The organism is Clostridia bacterium, assembly GCA_026414765.1.
In the GTDB taxonomy this organism is placed as follows: domain Bacteria; phylum Bacillota; class Clostridia; order Acetivibrionales; family DSM-27016; genus SKW86.
The window spans coordinates 15107-36358 of record JAOAIJ010000052.1; the positions used below are offsets into that span (position 1 = coordinate 15107).

At 39.3% G+C, this 21252-nt stretch carries 11 protein-coding genes; all 11 read left to right on the forward strand.

What is annotated here, in order from left to right; translation table 11 throughout:
- Window positions 1-5: 5 nt before the first annotated feature.
- The 11 genes from N3I35_19090 (at window position 6) to N3I35_19140 (ending at window position 21251) form a co-directional block, all read left to right on the forward strand.
- A complete protein-coding gene (locus N3I35_19090) occupies window positions 6-1172 on the forward strand; it encodes an MFS transporter (protein ID MCX8132186.1) in 1167 nt (388 codons plus the stop codon).
- Window positions 1173-1229: 57 nt separating this feature from the next.
- Window positions 1230-10550, forward strand: coding sequence for an SDR family oxidoreductase (locus tag N3I35_19095; protein ID MCX8132187.1), 9321 nt, complete (start codon window positions 1230-1232; stop codon window positions 10548-10550).
- A 53-nt stretch (window positions 10551-10603) separates the two neighbouring features.
- Window positions 10604-10999: an FMN-binding protein gene (locus tag N3I35_19100; GenBank protein ID MCX8132188.1), complete on the forward strand. Its 396-nt coding sequence runs from the start codon at window positions 10604-10606 to the stop codon at window positions 10997-10999.
- Between the two features lie 636 nt (window positions 11000-11635).
- A complete protein-coding gene (locus tag N3I35_19105; GenBank protein MCX8132189.1) occupies window positions 11636-12919 on the forward strand; it encodes a homoserine dehydrogenase in 1284 nt (427 codons plus the stop codon).
- Window positions 12920-13115: 196 nt separating this feature from the next.
- Complete coding sequence (locus N3I35_19110; protein ID MCX8132190.1) at window positions 13116-13817, forward strand: response regulator transcription factor; 702 nt, start codon at window positions 13116-13118, stop codon at window positions 13815-13817.
- Entirely contained in the window at window positions 13814-15241 is a 1428-nt protein-coding gene (locus N3I35_19115) for a HAMP domain-containing histidine kinase (protein ID MCX8132191.1), read from the forward strand. The genes N3I35_19110 and N3I35_19115 overlap by 4 nt, the downstream gene beginning before the upstream one ends.
- A gap of 159 nt (window positions 15242-15400) precedes the next feature.
- Window positions 15401-16159 carry an ABC transporter ATP-binding protein gene (locus tag N3I35_19120; protein MCX8132192.1) on the forward strand — a complete coding sequence of 253 codons (759 nt, stop codon included), beginning with the start codon at window positions 15401-15403 and terminating at the stop codon, window positions 16157-16159.
- Between the two features lies 1 nt (window position 16160).
- Window positions 16161-18524: an ABC transporter permease gene (locus N3I35_19125; protein ID MCX8132193.1), complete on the forward strand. Its 2364-nt coding sequence runs from the start codon at window positions 16161-16163 to the stop codon at window positions 18522-18524.
- 167 nt (window positions 18525-18691) lie between these two features.
- Window positions 18692-18997: a hypothetical protein gene (locus N3I35_19130; GenBank protein ID MCX8132194.1), complete on the forward strand. Its 306-nt coding sequence runs from the start codon at window positions 18692-18694 to the stop codon at window positions 18995-18997.
- Window positions 18998-19158: 161 nt separating this feature from the next.
- Window positions 19159-19860, forward strand: coding sequence for a response regulator transcription factor (locus tag N3I35_19135; GenBank protein ID MCX8132195.1), 702 nt, complete (start codon window positions 19159-19161; stop codon window positions 19858-19860).
- Entirely contained in the window at window positions 19857-21251 is a 1395-nt protein-coding gene (locus N3I35_19140; protein ID MCX8132196.1) for a HAMP domain-containing histidine kinase, read from the forward strand. The genes N3I35_19135 and N3I35_19140 overlap by 4 nt, the downstream gene beginning before the upstream one ends.
- Window position 21252 lies beyond the last annotated feature (1 nt).

A 21252-nucleotide genomic window follows, 5' to 3' on the forward strand; every position in this document is an offset into this window, starting at 1 on the left:
ATGGCGTGAGAATAGATTATGACAAACTCATTGGAAGCAATAAATGGGTTATGTATTGTGTAGCTTTGATGACAGGGTTTGCAATGGGGGTTATAAACCCTCTTGCAACCACCCATATGACAAAAAACAATGTAGGAAACATTTGGGTTGGGGCAATTTCTTCTTCATATTTTCTATTTATGGCTCTTGGTTCAATGCTTATTTATAAAAAGCTTAGAGGAAAAGATGTAAGAAGGATGCTGATATCGGGACTATTGCTGACAGCTGCTTCTTCAATAGGTTTTCCCCTGGTAAATAACAAGGTTTTATGGTTTTTGCTGATGAGCCTTATGGGGGCAGGTATCAGCCTTAATATGGTGGGTATTCAAACAGTCATGCATAATGTAACTGAAAGCGGCAGCAAAGCACTGGTCAGCGGTATTTACTCCTTCTGCTTTGCTGTAGGATTTGTTATCAGTGCCGTAATTGGCCCGAGAATTTATGAGAAATCTACATGGATGGCTTTCTTAACAGGAGCGCTTTGCCTTTGTATTTCAGCTTTTTTAATCAATTTCAAGCTAAAAAATCTGCTGACAATACCGGCATATAGTGAAGGAAAGATATTTTCAAAAATAACTGTAGCCCTATTTGGAGCCTTCGCATATGGCTTTTCCGAAACCACTCTGGTGTCACTTTATCCTCTCTTTATGATCCGGCTTAATTTCGAACTTTCACAGGTGGGATATGCATTAGGTATATTTATAGTAGGAAGTATACTCGGGACTATACCTATAACCTACATGGCAGACAGAATCGGCCGGAAAAAATGTCTGGGGATAGCTATATTTGCTTCATTGTTTGCTGTTGCAGGTATTATGGCTTTTGACAGTTTCAGCAGCAAATTAATATTTTCATTTATTGCCGGCTTTACAATCGGGCCTGTTTATCCACTCTCTCTAGCACTGTCAGTCCAGGACCTTTCCCAGGAGGAACTGTTGTCAGGAACAGCCTTGTTTACTTTTGCTTATGGCATTGGTTCAACGGCAGGTCCGTTTTTATCGTCTGTTGCAATGAGGTATTTAGGCAACAACTATATATTCAGCATTAGTTTATTAATTTTTATAATCATGTTAGCATATATGGTCATACCTAGCATGTATTCTAAGAATTTTATCTCAAAGGGAAAAGCTTAAACTAACTAAAAGTTAAAAGGGTTATAGCTAATATAGCTGATAAATGGGGGTAACCAAATGAAAAGTTCTAAAATAAACAGGGAATTAAAGTTGTCCCAGTCAAAAGGAGCAGATATTACAGGAATATTCTGTGACAGGGGCAACATTGCATATTTGCTTATTGATTCTGTGCGAAACGGCAAAGGAATAACATTTATTCAGGAAGATGACTCGGAGCTGTTTTTGACATATGAAGCAATTCTTCAGAAAGCGCTTCAGCGTTTAGGTGGTATGCAAAAGGCAGGTATAAAGGCAGGGCAGTATGTTTTAGTGTTAATGGACAACAGCATTGATTTTGTCACTACCTTTTGGGCATGCATATTGGGAGGTATTATCCCTGCACCTCTCATTTATCCTACTTCTACAAAAGTAATGAATTCAACTTTGAAAAAGTTGGAGGCAGTTTGGAACGTTTTGGGGAAGCCATTGGTTTTATCGGACAAAAATTTGTCGGACAGCAAGGAAGAAATTCAAAAAACTATTGGAAACAGAGAGATTGAAATTGCTGATGTTTATAAATTCGATGGTAGTAGTGAAGCGGGGAAGATGAGCCTTGCTGATAAGAATTCAACTGCATTCATTCAGTTCAGTTCAGGAAGCACCAGTATTCCGAAAGGTGTTGTTTTAACCCATAACAACTTATTGATCAATATAGAAGCAATTGCTGCAAGTGCTCAGTTAACAAGCGAAGATAAATCTCTCGGATGGATGCCGTACCACCATGATATGGGTCTGATTGGTTTTCACCTTACTATGACAGGGGTTGGAATGGACCAGTTCAATATGACGCCCTATAAATTTGTTAAAAAGCCTAATCTATGGCTGCAGCTTATTTCAAAGCACAGAATAACAACTACGGGCTCGCCTAATTTCGGATACAGGCTAGTATTGAACAGATTAAAACCGGAACTGATGGAAAATTTGGATCTGTCCTGCTTGAAACATTTGTTTAACGGTGCTGAGCCGATAGCTGTATCGCTAATGGAAGAGTTTATGGAAAAACTTTCTGTTTATGGGCTGAAGAAAAACGCAATGTACCCTGTTTATGGAATGGCAGAGGCTTGCTTGGCAGTTAGTTTCCCAACACCATATGAGGAGCCTCTTATCCACTCTTTGAACAGAAAAAATCTTGTTTCAAAATCAAATGTTACATATATAGACAGGCAGCATAAGGGCGCACTGCTGTTAGCTGACGAGGGCTACCCTGTAAGCGGTATGGAGATCAGGATAGTGGATCAGAAAGGCGCTGTCATACATGAAGGATATATAGGGGAGATACAGATACGGGGAAACAATGTTACCTCTGGCTATATAAATAATCCTGAGGCAAACAGAGCAGCCTTCCAGGACGGCTGGCTAAAAACCGGGGACACAGGGTTTATGATAAATGGACGCCTTACTGTGGTAGGACGTTTGAAGGATATAATATTTGTTAATGGACAGAATTTCTTTGCACATGATATTGAGGCTGTAATAGAAGAACTGGAAGGTGTAGAATCTGGAAAGATTATCGCTTGCGGATGGCACGATGAAACGGAAGAAAGAGAAAAGGTGGCTTTGTTTTCAACCCTCCATATTAAGAAAGAGCGTATAAAAGTATTTTACTCAAAAATTATCAAGCATGTAAACGAAGTGTTTGGAATACCTATAGACCATGTAGTATCAGTACCCACGATACCAAAAACAACAAGCGGAAAAATACAGCGTTTTGCGTTGGTAGAATCATTCAGGAATAATGAGTATGCAGGGAAAGTAATAGATGCTGCCGAGCTGAGCTGTGAATCCGGAGATGAAGTACGGGAGAAACCTGTAAATACATTAATGCTTGCAGAAACTATCCGAAGTATCTGGTCGAAGGTGTTGGAGAGGTCTGAAAGCACTATTTCCTACGATCAGCCCTTTCTTTCCTTAGGTGGCACCTCAGTAAAGGCTATTCAGGTTTTAGGCTTGCTGGAAGAAGAACTTGAATTAAGACTGACCCATGATTTATTGATAAAATGCCGTACCGTCAGGGATATGGAGGAGTACATTTCAAATATTTATAACAATAGGGGGGCAAATATACGAAGCCTGCCGGAGGCAAGGAAAACAGGAGAGGATAATCTGAATGAAAATGATGACGTAGCAGTTATCTCAATGGCATGCCGCTTCCCTGACGCCTCCGGTACCGAAGAATTCTGGAACAATATTTTGAATGGCAAATGCAGCATAGGCGATATCCCTCCGGAACGTTGGAATGTTGATGATTATTACAGTCCTACAGCCGAATTTGGAAAAACATACTGCCGTACCGGGGCATTCATTAATAATATATATGACTTTGACCATGGGCTTTTTAACATAGAGGAAAAAGAAGCGGAAATCATGGACCCTCAACAAAGGATGATTCTTGAATTGGTTTTTGAACTGATTGAAAGAGCAGGATACCCGCGTCATAAGGTTGACGGCAGAAAAATAGCTTTGTATATAGGTGCAAGCACAAATTCATATTACGAATATCATCTGAGCACACTGAATAAAGCAAATCTGCAAAACTTTGAAAGCTTTTCCGCACTTTCGAAAGTGCAGCAGGATTCAATTATGGAAGAGTGGAGGAACAAACTGGGTGTGACGGAAGCCCATCCCAATATACTTGTAGATAATATTCTGAACATGATTGCTGCGAGGGTATCACAGGAATTTAACTTCAAAGGTCCGGCCCTGGTTCTGGATACTGCATGTTCATCATCTCTTGTAACTATTCATCTGGCATGTGAATCGTTGAAAAGAGGTGAATGTGAAATGGCCATTGCAGGTGGGGTCAACCTTTTGCTTACACCTACACCATATGTATATTTCAGCAGTGCAGGGGCTTTATCCACCAGCGGCTCGTCAAAAGTCTTTGATGTAGATGCAGACGGTTTTGTTCCGGGTGAGGGTGCCGGTCTTGTTATGCTCAAACCTCTTAAAAAAGCCGTTCAGGATAAGGACGATATTCTTGCTGTAATAAAAGCCAGTGCAATAAATAACGACGGGCATTCAATCGGGGTTATGGCTCCGAATCCGGATGGACAAAGAGAGGTTATAGAATCACTATATAACAGGTGCGATTTAAGTCCTGCCAGTGTCCAGTATGTGGAAACTCACGGCACGGGAACTAAAATTGGAGATCCCAGTGAGATAAGGGCGCTTGATAATGCATTCAAATATTGGAATTTGGGGAAAAACACCATTGCTGTAGGGTCTGTCAAGGCAAATATCGGTCACCTGTTAAGTGCAGCAGGTGTGGGGAGTTTTATAAAAGTAGTACTGGCACTTATGAATAAAAAAATTCCGCCTCAGACAAATGTTTCAACTCCAAACCCAATGATAAAATTTACACAGACACCATTTTACATCCTGAATGAAGCTAAAAACTGGGACGTTGAAGCTGGTGTTCCAAGGCGTGCAGCAATCAACTCCTTCGGTTTCGGAGGGACAAACTGCCATATTATTGTGGAGGAAAAACCGGTAGATTCCGGGATTTCTCCGGAAGGATACGTGGAAAAGCCAAAGCACTTGTTATGTTTATCTGCAAACACGCAGGCTTCCTTAAAACGGAAAATATGCGAGCTTTCAAATTTCCTTGAGAAGAATGATGATTATTTGATTGGCAACGTATGCTACACCGAGAATTTGCTGAGGTCTTCGTTTAAGCATCGTCACTATGTTATCGCCGGCAGTACCAAAGAGCTGGTTGAAAAGTTAAATAAAGCAGATTTGGAAGGAGCTACTCCGGCCATGTCTCCTAAAACTGCTCTCATGTTTACCGGCCAGGGTTCCCAGTATGCAGGAATGGGAAGGGAATTGTACGAAAAGCTGCCTGCTTTCAGAAAATACGTGGATAGTTGCTCAGATGCGTTCTTTCCGTATCTTAATACTAGAATAGCAGATCTGATGTATGGCGAAAGTGCTGATGACAGATTTCTGGCTCAGACCAATATAACACAACCTGCAGTATTTACAATAGATTATTCCCTGGGAAGCTTGATGCTTGATTTTGGAGTCAAGCCCGCATATATCCTCGGGCATAGCGTGGGTGAGTGGGCTGCCGCCTGTGTTGCCGGTGTTGTGAGTCTTGAGGATGCTGCTAGACTTGTATCTGCCAGGGGAAGGCTGATGGGCGAGCTAAAAGTTTCAGGGGCAATGGCAGCAGTGTTCACTAAAGGGTCTGAGATTGAAGCACTGCTTCAGACTTATGAGGGCTCCCTGTGGGTTGCTGCTTACAATATCACACATCAGGTAGTTTCAGGAAAAGCTGATGCAATGGACGATTTTATAAGAAAACTTCAAAACAGGGGTGTAGCTGTAAAGAAGCTTAATGTTTCACAGGCCTTCCATACTCCGATGATGAACCCTATGCTGGAGGCCTTTAGAAAGGAGCTTGAAGCAACTACCTTTAATGTACCGAAGATTCCGGTAGTATCAAATATAACGGCTGAAAACTACACCGGGCCGTTTACTGCGCAATATTGGCTTGACCATATACTGGGAGCCGTGAGATTTGAGCAAAGCATAAAATATATGCTTGATAGGGGTGTAAATATCCTCGTTGAGGCAGGGCCTGACAAAATTCTAACAGGTATGGCAAGCGGCCTTGCATCTCAAAATAGTCATATCCTGGCCGGCATGGACCGGAAAAAGGATAACTGGGATACGCTTTTAAGTACCGTTGGAAAGCTGTTCATGCATGGCGTGAATATAAACTGGGATGAGTTTGAAAAAGGGTATGGACATAAGAAAGTACCTCTTCCGGTGTATCCGTTTGAAAGAAAAACATTAATGCCGGATTTCGGGGACAGGCATTTACTGGGTCTTACAGGCAAGTTTGACAACTGGCTCCATGAATGGTGCTGGAAGCAAGAAAATATTGCACAGGTAAGCCAAATAAATGACGGAGCTGTTATTATATTTGGTAATGATGAAGGTGCAATGAATGATTTTGAGTTGAGTTTTAATACTGAAAAAAATACTGTCTATTATGTGACTTACGGCAGAGAATTCGGTTATGACGACAAGCGGAGATTTGTAATAAATCCGGCAAGCCAGGAAGACTATTTCAAATTACTTTACAGTGTAGATAAAATATCTTCAATAATACATATGTGGAATTACTGCCAGAATACCGCCCAGCCCTCAGAGTTGTTAGATAATGATGAGGTTTTATGCACAAGTACATACAGTGTACTGCTGCTTGGGAAAGCGCTCTCGCAACTGAATTTTGAAAACCTGCGCTTGATGTTTGTTACAAACAAAGCATTCTGGATATCCGCGGAATCTGATATACAAAATCCGCACCAATCTTTAGCTGTCGTGCTTGGGCAAGCCCTGGACTTTGAGGTCAAAGGCCTGGTCTCAAGCGTACTGGACATTGACAAGGAAGACTATGCTTCAGGGACAGAAGCAGCCAGAACCATAGTCGATGAGCTCAGGCGGAAGCCAAGTGCAGAGGCTGTAGTTGCCATACGGAAAAAGGAGCGGTTTGTAAGAAGCCAGCAAAAAGCTTCCATATCAAAGCATAAGGAGGATATATGCATAAGCGAAGGTGAAACCTACCTGATAACCGGAGGAACAGGACTCATAGGGGGAGCCATAGCCGGTGCTCTTGTAAAACGTGCCGGAGTAAATCTGGTACTGACAGGAAGGGGAGAACTGCCACCCAGAGAAGAATGGAATGACAGTTTGCCGGAAGCTGCACCGGCATCAAAAATTGCGCTGATTCAAACCCTGGAGAGTATGGGGGCGAGAGTTGCATATTTCGCAGCAGACGTATCGGATAAAAAACAGATGACTGAAATGGTCAGAAAGGTAAATGAAGAATTTGGTCCTATTCATGGAGTCGTGCATGCAGCAGGGATACTGGATGCTACTTCCTATAAGCTTCTGGAAAAAGACCTGGAATCCTTTAAAAAGGTACTTGGTGCTAAGGTACATGGGACAATAATAACTGACATTGTAACAAAAAAAGAGCCGTTGAAATTCTTTGTATCAATTTCTTCCGTCTCTGCCTCCAGGAAGGAATGGAGTGCCGGAATTGCAGACTATGCTGCTGCCAACTATTTTCTTGACTGTTTCAGCAGTTATAGGGCAAAAACCGGTTCGCCGGGCAAATCACTTGCCATGAATTATTCATTGTGGGAGACAGACGGGAAAGGCATCGTATCGGGAGATATGTTCACCCTGGCCGTAAAATCTCAGGGTTTAAAGCCTTTGCCTGCCCATGGAGCTGCGGAAATGTTCATTAGGGCTCTTAACTATAAAGACCAGAATGTTATACATATAATGGATTTGCTGGAATCATACAGAGAGAACAGGTCTTTTAGGGCGGAATCTAAAGCTGCTTTTGAAGAAGGCAAAACGAAAGTATTGTGCAAAACGCCAAATGAAATAAGAATTACTGTATATGGTGTTATAGCAGATGAGCTCGGTATTGAGGCAGATAAAATTGATGAGGGGATGAATTTCCTTGAAATGGGTCTTAATTCTGTGGACGCAACAAAGGTTGTTGCTAAAATAGGCAAATTACTTGATATGGAATTGTATCCAACTTTGATATTTGAATACCAGACTCCTGAAGCTCTATTAAAGTATATTGAAAAAACTTACACTGTTTCTGAAAGTGAAATAGCTGTAAAAGAAAATTACTATAGGTGCAATGACAGTACAAATAAAGATGAGCTTCAGGATATTGCCATTATCGGTATCGGACTTAGAATCCCGGAAGCGAAAACACTGGATGAATACTGGGATATACTGATGAACGGCAAGTGTACTATAAAAGAGGTTGCGGAAGAAAGGTGGCCGATAGATGAAAACTTCAATACCGATAGAAACTTGCTTCATGCAACTTATTGCAGGCATGGAGGGTTTCTGGATAAACCCTATGATTTTGACCCTATCTTCTTTGGAATGTCTCCAATAGAAGCTGAAGCGACAGATCCCCAGCAGAGGATATTCCTTCAGGTCGCATGGGAGGCTGTTCAACAGGCGGGTTACGGAGGAAAATACAAATCAAACAAAATCGGTGTTTTTGTAGGTTCTGAGCAAAATACATATATGGAGCATTTTGCCGGCTACCGTACATATATGATCATTAAAAATAAGATGGAAAAAAGTCAGGCATTAATAAATATGAATCCAAAAGAGCGTAAGGAAGTAATGTCAAACATTTTGAAAGTGATCAAACCCGGAAGGTTGATAGCAGATGCGGTAGCTGGAAACGGGCTGAATGAGATTGCTGCAAGAGTAAGCCATTGCCTGAACCTTTCAGGCCCAAGCCTTATTGTCAACTCGGCTTGCTCTTCCTCCCTTGTAGCTCTTCATATGGCGTGTGAAAGCTTGAGAACAGGCCAGGCAGATATGGCTATAGCCGGAGGGGTGAATCTGAATCTGAGTCCGACACCTTTTGTAAGCCTAAGCAGGGTCACAGCATTATCTCCAACAGGAGCATGTTATCCATTTGATAAAAGGGCTGACGGAATGGTATTGTCAGAAGGGGCAAGCGCAGTACTTCTTAAGCCATTGAAATATGCGTTGAAAGATAACGACAATATTTTTGCTGTAATAAAGGGTTCTGCTATAAACAATGACGGGCATTCCCAGGGACTAACGGCACCAAGGCCACAGGGGCAAGCTGAAGTAATAAGGGATGCTTATATCAGGTCAGGAATAAATCCCGAAACGGTTTCATATATTGAAACTCATGGTACAGCTACTCCTTTGGGAGATCCGATAGAAATTGAAGGAATGACTCATGCGATGCGTTCATTTACCTCAAAGAAGTATTTTTGCGGGATAGGATCAGTAAAGTCTTCGGTGGGTCATATGCTGTCGGCAGCAGGACTTGTAAGCCTTATAAAAGTTGCTTTAGCTTTAAAGTTTAAGACCATTCCACATACTATAAACTTTGAAGAGCCAAACCCTAATATTGACTTTAGCAATTCACCATTTTATGTAGTGAGTAAGGAGCCAAAGGAATGGAAAACAGAGGGTACACCTTTAAGAGCAGGGGTAAATGCTTTTGGCTTCGGCGGAACAAATGCTCACATAATACTTGAAGAGGCACCTGGAATAAAAAGCATATCTACTGAATTGACGGATGCGAGGCAGCATAACATAGTTTTCTTGACAGGCAGGAATGAAAAAGTACTGAAAACTATTGCCAGGAACATCAGAGAGCATATGGAAAAGAAGACTGAGCTTAATTTGTCCTCCGTATGCTTTACAATAAATAATTCCCAGAAGGATTTTTCGTTGAAAAACGCATTTGTTACTGATTCAAGGGAGCACTTTATAAGCATGCTATCAAAGATTGAAAGCAGCGGAGAATGTCCTGAGATAATCCAGGGACGTTCAAATCCTAACAGAGTAACGCCTCTGAGTATGATATTGGATAACAGTTTTGAATTGTCTGGAAATGACGTAGATGAAATAATTAAACGGTTTGAAGTTTTTGGTCGTGCATACATAGAGTGCAAGCAAATATTTGAAAATGAAAACTGCGGTGATGGAAGCAACCCTATGGCAAAAACTATAGAAAGTTTTGCATTGCAATATGCTTTTGGTGCAATGATGAGTAGTTTTGAAATCAGATTCAAGAGTATAATCTGTGAAGAAACTGCAATTTTAGTTGGAGCTGCATTAACCGGGATTATTACTATGAAGCAGGCTGCCAGATTCCTTATGAACAGGAGTGATTATAAGGATAATGATATTGGGGGAAGCACCGGCAGCATACTTATGTGTCCTGTCATTACACCTTTGGGAACAGCCGATAAGGAAAATGTATTTGATTTAGTTACACATACATATAAGGCAACTGGTGAAAAATCATCTGTAGATTATTGCAGAGAAACTTTTAATAAGGATGAAGCTGTCGTTTATTTAGGTAGTAATAAGTCTAAAGGTATTGAATTTGAAAAAATGAAGGTTAAAAACTTGCAATGGATAGAAATGGATATGGGAAGGAATTCTATTGAATCAATACTGATTGTTATGGCAAAGCTTTATACTACAGGTGTCGGTTTTAATCCTTCAAAGCTAAGCGCAGGTGCACCGGGAAGGGTGCCGTTACCCACGTATCCTTTTGAAAATGCCGAGTACAGAGTTTCTTTTGAGGATGAAGCAATAGAGGTAACCGGTGAAGCTGAATTTGCCGGCGAAAAATACTATCAATCAGTTACCGGAAATCAAAATGATACTTCAAGTGTAATTTTAACAAAGCCAGGACTGAAAAAAATTAATGTTCTTGAAAGCATAAACGATACTGAAAGAATATCCTGTATAGAACAGTTAAGAAGGGATCTGAGTAAAATCAGCTAAGGCCTTATCAGGCGTTACAATATAAATAAAAATTTAGAAAAGAGTGTGAAAATATGTATAAAAAAATTATCATCGGAATAATCTGTGTTGTTCTATTATCCGGAGCCGCCCTTGGGGGCAGATACTTGTACCAAACATGGAAGTATAAAAAAATCATTTCAGAGATAGTTATTGCAAATCCAGATTTGTCAAAGCTCAAAGACGGTGTTTACAACGGGTCATTCGATGCTATACTGGTTGCTGTAGATGTAAGTGTCACAATTGAAAATAAAAAGATTAAGGAAATAAAAATCGACAGGCATAAAAATGAGAGAGGCAGTAAGGCCCTGAATATTATTAGTAAAGTAGTATCAGCACAGTCACTTGAGGTCGATACTGTTTCAGGTGCTACAAACAGCAGCAAGGTCATATTGAAAGCAATTGAGAACGCATTAGATTCTGGCAATTGAGCAAGTCCGGTATTATAAATGTTAGGTGTATTTTGGAGGGCCGGTATGTCTTTATCTACAGGATTTCTCGCATTAGTCCTTTTTATTGCGGGCATAGCTTATGGTATATTAAAATCGCACAAAAAACAAGGGATAAAGCTTTTTGCAATAAAATCACATTGTTATTTAGGGTATTCTATTTTATTAATCGCCTTGTTCCATTTAGTGCCGGCCTTCTCAGGAATATTTACATCCGGATTTTTATCTTTGTTTTTTCTGCTTTTAAGCACAGCTTCCGGTATATTGATAAAATATACAAAACCAAACCTGTATAAAAGGCATATTCATATAGTGGTATGCCTTTTTACTTCACTGATTATACTGTTTCATGTTTATTGCAAGCTGCTATTCTAATCGTACTATGATATATTGTAAAGGAGAACAATTGACATTTCCATAAAATACATCTTTCTGATGCTATCGAAAACAGGCCTGCAAGACATTGTTTTTCCTATTTAGCACAGAACTATTAGTTTGTGTATATCAGGAACTTTGCATAACCTCCCTTGATTTTACCCGCTCCTATATGTATAATCTTTTTATCAAAAACAAGTAAAAAGCTGGAAGTGGATTTCATATAAAGCGGAGGAGACTGTAATGGCAGAAGTGAAAATCGGTTTTTTAGGATTTGGCAATATAGGAATGGGAGTATTTAAGATATTTCAGGAAAATGGTCAGGAAATATTTCACAGAGAAGGTTTGAAACTAAAGGTTGGTAAGGTATTGGTCCGGGATTTGCATAAACCCAGGAAAATTCCCGTAGAACCCAAATTGTTGACTGATAACATTGAGGATATAATTAACGATCCTGAAATTTCTATTGTTACAGAGTTTTTAGGTGGTGTTGAACCCGCCAGGGAGTATATTATTAAAGCTTTAAACAAAGGTAAGAGTGTGGTGACTGCAAACAAGGAGGTTATGGCAAAACACTGGCATGAGCTTGAAAGAGCAGCGCAGCAGAATGGTGCAGGGCTATATTATGAAGCCAGTGTTGCAGGAGGCATCCCTGTGATAAAGGCTGTGAAGGAATCTTTGCAGGCAAATAAGATATATGGGTTAATGAGTATAATCAACGGAACTACCAATTATATACTAACAAAGATGTCTGAAGAAGGGCGCAGCTTTAGTGATGTACTGGCGGAAGCGCAAAAGCTCGGGTATGCGGAGCCTGATCCAACTGCTGACATAGAGGGCTGGGATGCAATGTATAAGCTCTCTATCCTGTCATCAATATCATTTCATACACGGGTACATTTGGACAGTATTTTCAGAGAGGGAATTACAGGTATTTCTGTTGAAGATATAGAGTATGGAAAAGAACTGGGGTATTCTATCAAGCTTCTGGCTATAGCAAAGAAGAACGGGGATACTATAGAAGCAAGAGTTCATCCTACATTCATACCTCTCAATCATCCGCTTGCAGCAGTGAGGGATTCATACAATGCTGTTTTCATAAAAGGTGATGCTGTAGGAAACCTGATGTTCTATGGAAGAGGTGCAGGGGATCTGCCTACAGGAAGCGCAATAATTTCTGATATTATAACAGCTTGTCACCAGACCGGAAAACACAGGTATAATACCTTTTACAACGGTATAAACGCCTCTGATAAGGTTGATTTCGAAAGAAACTGGGAAACGGAATTTTTTGTGCGTATGACAGTGAAGGACAAACCCGGGGTACTGGCAAAGATTTCGGGAATATTCGGCAAATATGGGGTCAGCATAGCATCAGTGATCCAAAAAGGTCACAATAAGGCTGAAGTACCTCTGATCTTTGTCACACATCATGCAAATGAACTATCAATGATAAATGCCATTAATGATATAAGAAATGAATGCGATGTAGTCAGCATAGAAAACACTATACGAGTAGAACAGTAATTATTAATTGATGAGCAGGCTTAAATCAACATAAGCTTGCTTTTTTGTTTTTTAGCGGATTAATATCCAGTTAAAGCTCCTGAAACGCAATGACTCAAGAGAGAAAAAGGAAGTTGCGAAAGCAGGGCTGATGTTGTAGACTGGCATAGCTTGCTGTTATAATTGTTTTATTAGTATAAATTCAGGGGGAATGTCTGTGTCACAAGAGAGAATAATGGTAGTAGATGATGAAAAAGAGTTGGCAGAAATAATGCGTGATTATCTTCAAACAGAAGGCTTTACCGTACATATGGCTTTTGATGGAGAGGATGCGCTGAAGGGATTTAAGCTTTTTGACCCCCAGCTTGTAATACTTGATGTTATGCTTCCTAAAATAGATGGAATGGAAGTATGCAGGATGATACGTTCCCAGTCAAGCATACCCATACTGATGCTAAGTGCAAAAAGCAGTGATATTGATAAAATACTGGGTCTTGGACTGGGAGCAGACGACTATATATCAAAGCCTTTCAGCCCAGGTGAAATGGTTGCGAGGGTAAAAGCCCAATTAAGGAGATATATCCACCTGTCTGCTCCAAACCAGCAGTCATGTACATTAAAGTTTGGAAGTATGATAATAGAAGATAAATCATATACAGTAATGATTGACGGCAGGAAGGTTGAACTGGCTGCCAAGGAATTTGAATTGTTAAGCTATATGGCGCATCATCCGATGCAGGTTTTTACAAGGGAACAATTATTCAACCAGATATGGGGCTTTGATGAGTATGGTGATATTAACACTGTAACTGTGCATATAAGAAAGATAAGGGAAAAAGTAGAAAAAGACCCTTCAGAACCAATATATATAAAGACTGTATGGGGAGTCGGATATAAATTTGATGGCGGTGAGGCATGAAAATAAACACAAAGGCCAAGCTGTATTATGCTTTTATATTCATTTTCATTTTGCTTGCACTATCCTTAGCATTTACTTACAAGCTGGCTGCTGATGCTTTTGACAGCAATAAGGAGATTTTCAGGTTTAATGAAGCAAGAGTGCTGACCAGCGGTATCATGTCAAAAATAGAGTCAAGCTATAGCTTTTTAGGAAAAGACAATGAACTAAAAAAATCAATAGAGGCAATGCTTGAAGAAATCGGTTCAAAGCTGCAAGTTGTCGATACAGACGGAATCGTGGTTTTTGATTCTGAAGAAAATGAGGCTAACCTAAATGGGAAAAAGATTGATATAAAAACTTTTGTTCACTTTGATGCGGCATTTGGTGCAGAGAATCCAGGAAATATACGGTTTGCTTTTCCTATAGTAATAGAAGGGAAGCAGGCAGCAAATGCGATATTCTCAATACCGGTCAAGTCTGTTATGAGCATGAAACGGGAAAATAAAGCAGCTTATATTTTAAGTCCTGTTTTTATAGGTTTTTTTTGTCTTATTGTTTTTATACTATTATTTATTATTAAGGTATCGCAGGGAATTATAGATCCATTGAATAGCCTTAACAGGTCAGCAAGGCAGATAGCTGTAGGCGATCTTGATTTTAGTATCAGATATGATAAGGATAATGAATTGGGAGCTTTCACTAAGGCCTTTGATATGATGAAGGAGGAGCTTAAAGAGTCTTTGCGCAAGCAATCAGAATATGAAAAAGCAAGGAAGGAACTGATTGCCAGTATATCTCACGAACTGAAAACACCCGTAGCATCCATTAAGGCATATGTGGAAGGTTTACAGGATGGAATAGCCAAGGACAAGGAGACTACAGACAGGTATCTGTCGGTTATAAAAAATAAAACAGACAGTCTGACAAAGCTGATTGAAGATTTATTGCAGCATTCATTAAAGGAACTTGGAAAGTTCAAAATGAATATGGAAGAAATGTACTGTAGACAGATATTGAGAAAAGTTATGGAACCGCTGAAAGTTCAGTTTGAAAACAGTCCTATAGCACTGACAGTAGATGAACCGTTTCCAGATGTTCTGGTTAATATGGACAGTTCAAGAATCGAACAGGTAATAGTGAATCTAATACAAAATGCAAAGAAGTACACACCTCCAGGAGGGAATATCCGGTTTAAGGCATTTTTAGAAAAAGAATATCTTAAGATTACCGTAAGTGATACGGGTTATGGTGTTTCCCAGGAAGAGCTGCCACACATTTTTGACAAGTTTTACAGGGGTGAAAGGTTTACAAGAGATTTTGAAGGCTCAGGACTGGGTTTATCCATATGCAGATATATTGTAGAGCAGCATGGAGGAGAGATTTTTGTAGAAAGCAGTATAAATGAAGGAAGTACATTTACATTTACGATTCCAAAGGTTTAGCCGATTTATTTACGGGGATGTAGTCCGGTTAGGGATACATCCCTTTATGTATGCTTAATAAATTCTTAATATTTGTATAAGGACTTGTTAAGTTTTATTTTCTATCATTAGTATTGTAGGCAGTAAGCTAACAAAAAGTCTTAAGGAGAGTGCATATAGATGAAAAATGCAATAATGAAAACCAATAATTTATGCAAAACCTATGTAAGTGACGGAGAGCAGTTCCACGCAATCAGAAATATGAATCTTGAAATTTTTGAAAAGGATTTTACCGTAATTATGGGTAGTTCAGGTTCGGGAAAATCCACACTTTTGTATCTGTTAAGCGGACTGGATAGCGTTACTGCCGGAGAAGTATGGTTTGAAGAAAAACGTGTGGATGCTTTAAACGAAAGAAAGACAGCACAATTTAGAAGAAAAAATATAGGCTTTATTTTTCAGGCAATAAATCTTGTACCGAATCTGTCACTATTGGAAAATATAACAATAACAGGTTATCTTGCCGAAAAAGACAGAAAGAAAGTTGATGAAAGAGCAAAAGAACTTCTGAAAATAATGGGATTAGGCGACCAGGTCAACAGATTGCCTTCTCAGGTATCAGGAGGGCAGCAGCAGAGAGCAGCCATAGCAAGAGGATTGATCAACTCACCCCAGATACTTTTTGCAGATGAGCCTACAGGCAGTCTGAACTCATCCCAGGGTCAAAATGTTCTGGATATTCTTACCGGTATCAATTCCAAAGGACAGACAATCGTTATGGTTACTCATGATATAAAAGCGGCTTGCAGAGCAGACAGAATCATATTTATCAAAGATGGAAGAATCGGTGGAGATTTAAGGCTTGAGAAATACTCAGAAAGCAGTCTGGAGAAGAGAGAAAAAGAAATATTTTCATACCTGACTGAAAAGGGGTGGTAAGATGAGAAGCATAATGCTGATGGTGTTAGCAAACATAAAGAAAAAGAAAGTACAGAGTATCTTGATTCTTATTACGATAATGGTGTCCTCACTTCTGTTCTCAACTGCCATAGGTCTGATGAGCAGTATGAATAAGCCATATGAAGCTATGTGCAGTAAGCTTAACTCATCCCAGGATTTATTAAGATTTGGAAGCAGTATGCATGATGAGAAGAAAGTAATGGAATGGTGGAGGAAACAGGAGGGGGTTACAACTACTGAATTGCTGCCTTTCTATGACATGCAGGACAAGATGGTTTTCAAAGGGAAAAAGGTTTCCAATAGTACACAAGTTACAGAAAGACCCTCGGTAAAAGTACTACAGGATAAACTCGACATAGTACAAGGAGAAAGTAAAGAAAATCCTTCAAAGGGAGAAATATGGGTACCGACTACCTTTGCATCTACAAATAATATCCGGGTTGGGGATACAATATCTATACCTACAAAAAACGGAAACGCAGACATGAAAGTGTCTGCAATAGTAGTAGACCCACAGTTCAGCTCAGGATTGATTAACCCTGTGAGGGTATGGGTTGCACCTGGGGAGTTGGAAAGAATTATTCCTGATTTTGAGATGAATGCTTACATGCTTGGTATAAGGTTTGAGGATTATTCTACAGAACCTGCGCTGTGGAAAAAGTTTGAGGAATTTCTCGGAAGTCCTTTCATGGGAAGCAAGCTTGACCTTGAGGCACTGGAATTTATTTATACATTCATACTGAAAATCATAGGAACCATAATGCTGATATTCTCTATTGTAATCGTCGTAGTTGTATTATTTGTTATGTCCTTTACTATTTCAGGGGCAATATTGGCAGACTATAAAACTATCGGAATACTTAAATCCCAGGGTTTTTCATCAAAGAACGTGATTATGGCTTATTCAGGCCAATATTCACTCCTTGCTGTACTGGCAACTCCATTTGGAATCGGGTTCAGCTATTTAACTATAAGGATGCTTATGCAAAGTCTTATTATTTCACTTGGTTTCAATACTGGCTTTTCTATGCTTCTGCCGATAACTTTGACGTTTGTTACAATCGTTTCTCTTACTACCATAACAGCATTTAGTATTTCACTGAAGGCGGGAAAAATAAAGCCGGCAGAATCAATACGCTTTGGTGCGCCTGAGAAGCAGTATTCGTTTAAGAAGAATAAAACCCTGCCGTTTATAAAAATTCTTCCTGTAACGTTGATTCTGGGAATAAAGCAAATGGCAGCAAATAAAAGACAATCACTGTTTATGCTTGCTTCTACTATAATTACTGTCTTTGTCCTGGTGTTTTCGGTAAATATTTACAACTCTTTGATTAATATGGGAAAGGACTCATCTTACTGGGGATTTGACAACAGTCAGATGTATATATACCGTAATTCAGGAATGAATCAGCTTTCCCATGATGAGCTTGTGAAAAAACTGAAGGACGACAGACGTGCGGAAACAGTAGTTCCGGTAGGTTATGTCACAGCATCTGCAACTCCGTCATCAAAGAATAAATCCAGCAGGAATCTCTATGGGAATATATATGACGGAGATATGCACAGTATAGGCCTGGTAAACATAGAAGGAAGAAACCCTGAAAGCGATAATGAGATATCTATCGCAGTCAATACCAGTAAACACTATGGCAGGACAGTGGGGGATTACCTGGACATGTATCTGTATGGGAAAAAGATAACATTTCTGATTACAGGTGTTTACCAAACAATTTCAAACTCAGGACAGGGATACAGGCTGCAGGCCTCATTAATAAGGGAGCTTGACAAAGACTTTCAGTTTTCAAGTTATGCGGTGAACCTAGTGGAGGGGGTAGACTCGAGGAAATTTGCGGAAGAATATGAAGCGCAATATGGAGAGGCACTTGACATACAATTTTCGGAAAACGGATTTACTTCTACAATGAGCAGCATAACCTCAAATATGACAATTCCTGTGGTATTTGTTTGCGTAATGTTTATGGCGGTTTCATTCATAATTATTTTCAACTCCACGCTTATGAATATTTTTGAGAGCAGGAAGAGCTTTGGAATATTCAAATCTATCGGGATGACTCCGAAGCAGATAAGGGCGTCGATGGTATATAAGGTTTTGATACTGGCAGTTTTAAGTTTATTAATCGGAATACCTATCGGGCTTGCAGTTTCTCCTCATATTCTTGGTGCAATGCTTGTGAGCCAAGGTGTAGTAAAATTTCCATTCAATATATCAGCTATAGGAACAATAGCTTCAATTCCTTTATGCTTGATATTGACAGGGATAAGCACATGGATTCCTTCGGGCAGAATACTCGGGATAAGTCCGAGAAGCCTTATAGTAGAGTAAGGATGGCCTGTATACCCCAATTGGTATACAGGCTTTTGAATTATGAATATATTTTAACTATTTGTTAATTATTTGAGTTAACGAAGAAAGTATTATATAAGTGGAATAAATTTTAATTGTGTGAGTTTGTGTAAAAACAGTTCATGCGGTTAAAGAAGGGTTCACTTATGAAAAACGATAAGAAGAGTTTATTTTTTATGGCTCAAAAAGGTGATGTTGCTGCTTATGAAAAGCTTATAGAATCCTATGAAAAGAAAATCTTCAGTCTTGTTTTTGCTGCAACCGGTGACAGAACAGAAGCCAGCGAACTTACTCAGGATATATTTATAAAAGTATACAAGGAATTGAGAAACGAGAAAAGCGACAGCAGACTTGCAATGCTTATTTATAAAACAACCCACAAAATGCTTTTTGCAGCGCCAAAAAGTTTTCAATCAGCAAATATGAAAGAACATGGTCTGAATATGATATGACATAAATCTGGAAACATTAATTAATAGAATATTTTAGAATTTTATTATAAAATATGTATTAACGGCTCTGAAACAACCATTAAATTTAGAGCCGTTAAGTATATATTAAAGGAATTTACATCCTGATTTTGCTTATATATTGAATCAAATGGAGTGATAATGTGAGTGAGGTTGGAGCAAAAGTTTTAGTTGTCGAGGATGAGGCTTCCATAAGAAAATTTATTACCATTAATCTCGAAAGAAATGGCTTTCATGTTATTGAGGCTGATTCAGGTGAAAAAGCTATCGTTATGGTTAAAACGTTCAATCCGGATATAGTTGTCCTTGATATTATGCTCCCTGGTATTGATGGTTTTGAGGTATGCCGCAAAATCAGGGAGGACATGCCTGGAATGGTTATAATAATGCTTACAGCAAAAAGTCAGGATATGGATAAGATTACAGGGCTTGAATTGGGTGCGGATGACTATATGGTAAAACCTTTTAATCCTCTTGAACTGATTGCCAGAATCAGGACGATACTAAGAAGATCTGTCAATGTAAAAAATAATCTATCCGAAACGATTTTCTTTAAAAACCTGTCACTGGATTTAAAGGCACAAAAATTCTTTAAGAACAGTGAAGAGATAGAACTCACCCCTACGGAATTTTCTATAGTCAAAGTTTTTATGAAAAACTCCGGAAAGGCTATTAGCCGGAATGAGCTTCTTAACGAAGTCTGGGGGAAGAATTATTTCGGAGATCTGAAAACTGTTGATGTTTATATCAGAAGATTAAGAGAAAAGATTGAGGATAATCCATCTGAGCCTGCTTTTATAGAAACAGTTTGGGGATTTGGATACAGGTGGCAGGGCTTATCATGATAAGTATAAAGAGAAAACTCGCTTTGAACTCGATTTTTGTTGTTATTATTACTGTAATAATATTGGAAATACTTATTGCAAACATTGTAAAACAGAATTACTATAAAAATCTTGAAGGCAACATGTACAGCCAGATAAAGATAGCCAGCGGTTTGTATAACAAGTACTTTTCCGATGCAAGCCTGCAGGATAATGTCATGAATGACGTAGACACATTCTGGAAGTCCTCTACTGCTCAAGTCCAGATTGTTGACAGTGCAGGTAAGATTCTTATGGATTCCATCGGTGTGATCCCCGAAAAGCAGGTGGAAATGCCGGATGTAAAGGATGCGTTAAGTGGGAAAAAAGGGTTTTGGGTGGGTAAGGTTGATTATGATAAGGAAGAAGTTATGGTAGTGTCATACCCACTGAAGTCACAGGATGAGGTCGTAGGGGCTTTAAGGTTTATTAGTTCCCTGAGACTGGTAAATGAAGATGTAGGGAGGGTAGAAAGCGTTTTTCTCATGATAGGTGCTATTGTCATCATCATATCAAGCATTGTAAGTCTTCTGCTCTCGAACTCAATCATTTATCCACTGAAAGAAGTTACGCAGGTAGCAGAAAAAATGGCTGCAGGTAACTTTAATGTTCAGAGCGTTAAGAAAAATGACGATGAGATAGGCAAGTTGTCAGACACTCTAAACTACATGGCAGATGAGATACAAAAACGGGAGCAGCTGAAAAACGAATTTATTTCTTCAGTATCACATGAGCTCAGAACTCCTCTCACTTCTATCAAGGGGTGGGCTGTTACTTTAAAAGAGGGAAGCTTGGACGATAAAGAGATGCTGCAGGATGGCTTGGAGATAATTGAGAAGGAGGCAGACAGGCTTACTTCAATGGTAGAGGAACTGCTTGATTTCTCAAGATTTGTTTCTGGGAAAATAGCTATGAAAAAAGAGAAAGTGAATATCAAGAGTATTGTGGAACATGTAAGTAAACAGCTAAAACCTAGAGCTGACAGAGAAAAAATTGAATTTGTGGTCTCATGTGAGGAAAACCTTCCGGATATCTATACTGATGAAAACAGACTAAAACAGGTATTTATCAACATCCTGGATAATTCACTCAAATTTACCTCAGCAGGCGGCAGGGTGATGTTTAAAGCATATATAGGAGAAAATGAAATGCTTTTCTATATCTCAGATAATGGCTGCGGCATATCGGAAGAAGAGCTTCCGAAAGTAAAAGAAAAGTTTTATAAGGGGAAGAACAGTAAATCAAGAAATGGTATAGGGCTTTCCGTTTGCGATGAAATTATTAAGCTTATGAACGGCTCTTTTGAAATCAGGAGTGAATTGAATAAAGGAACGGAAACCTTTATTTCTTTACCTATAATGAAGGAGGATTGAA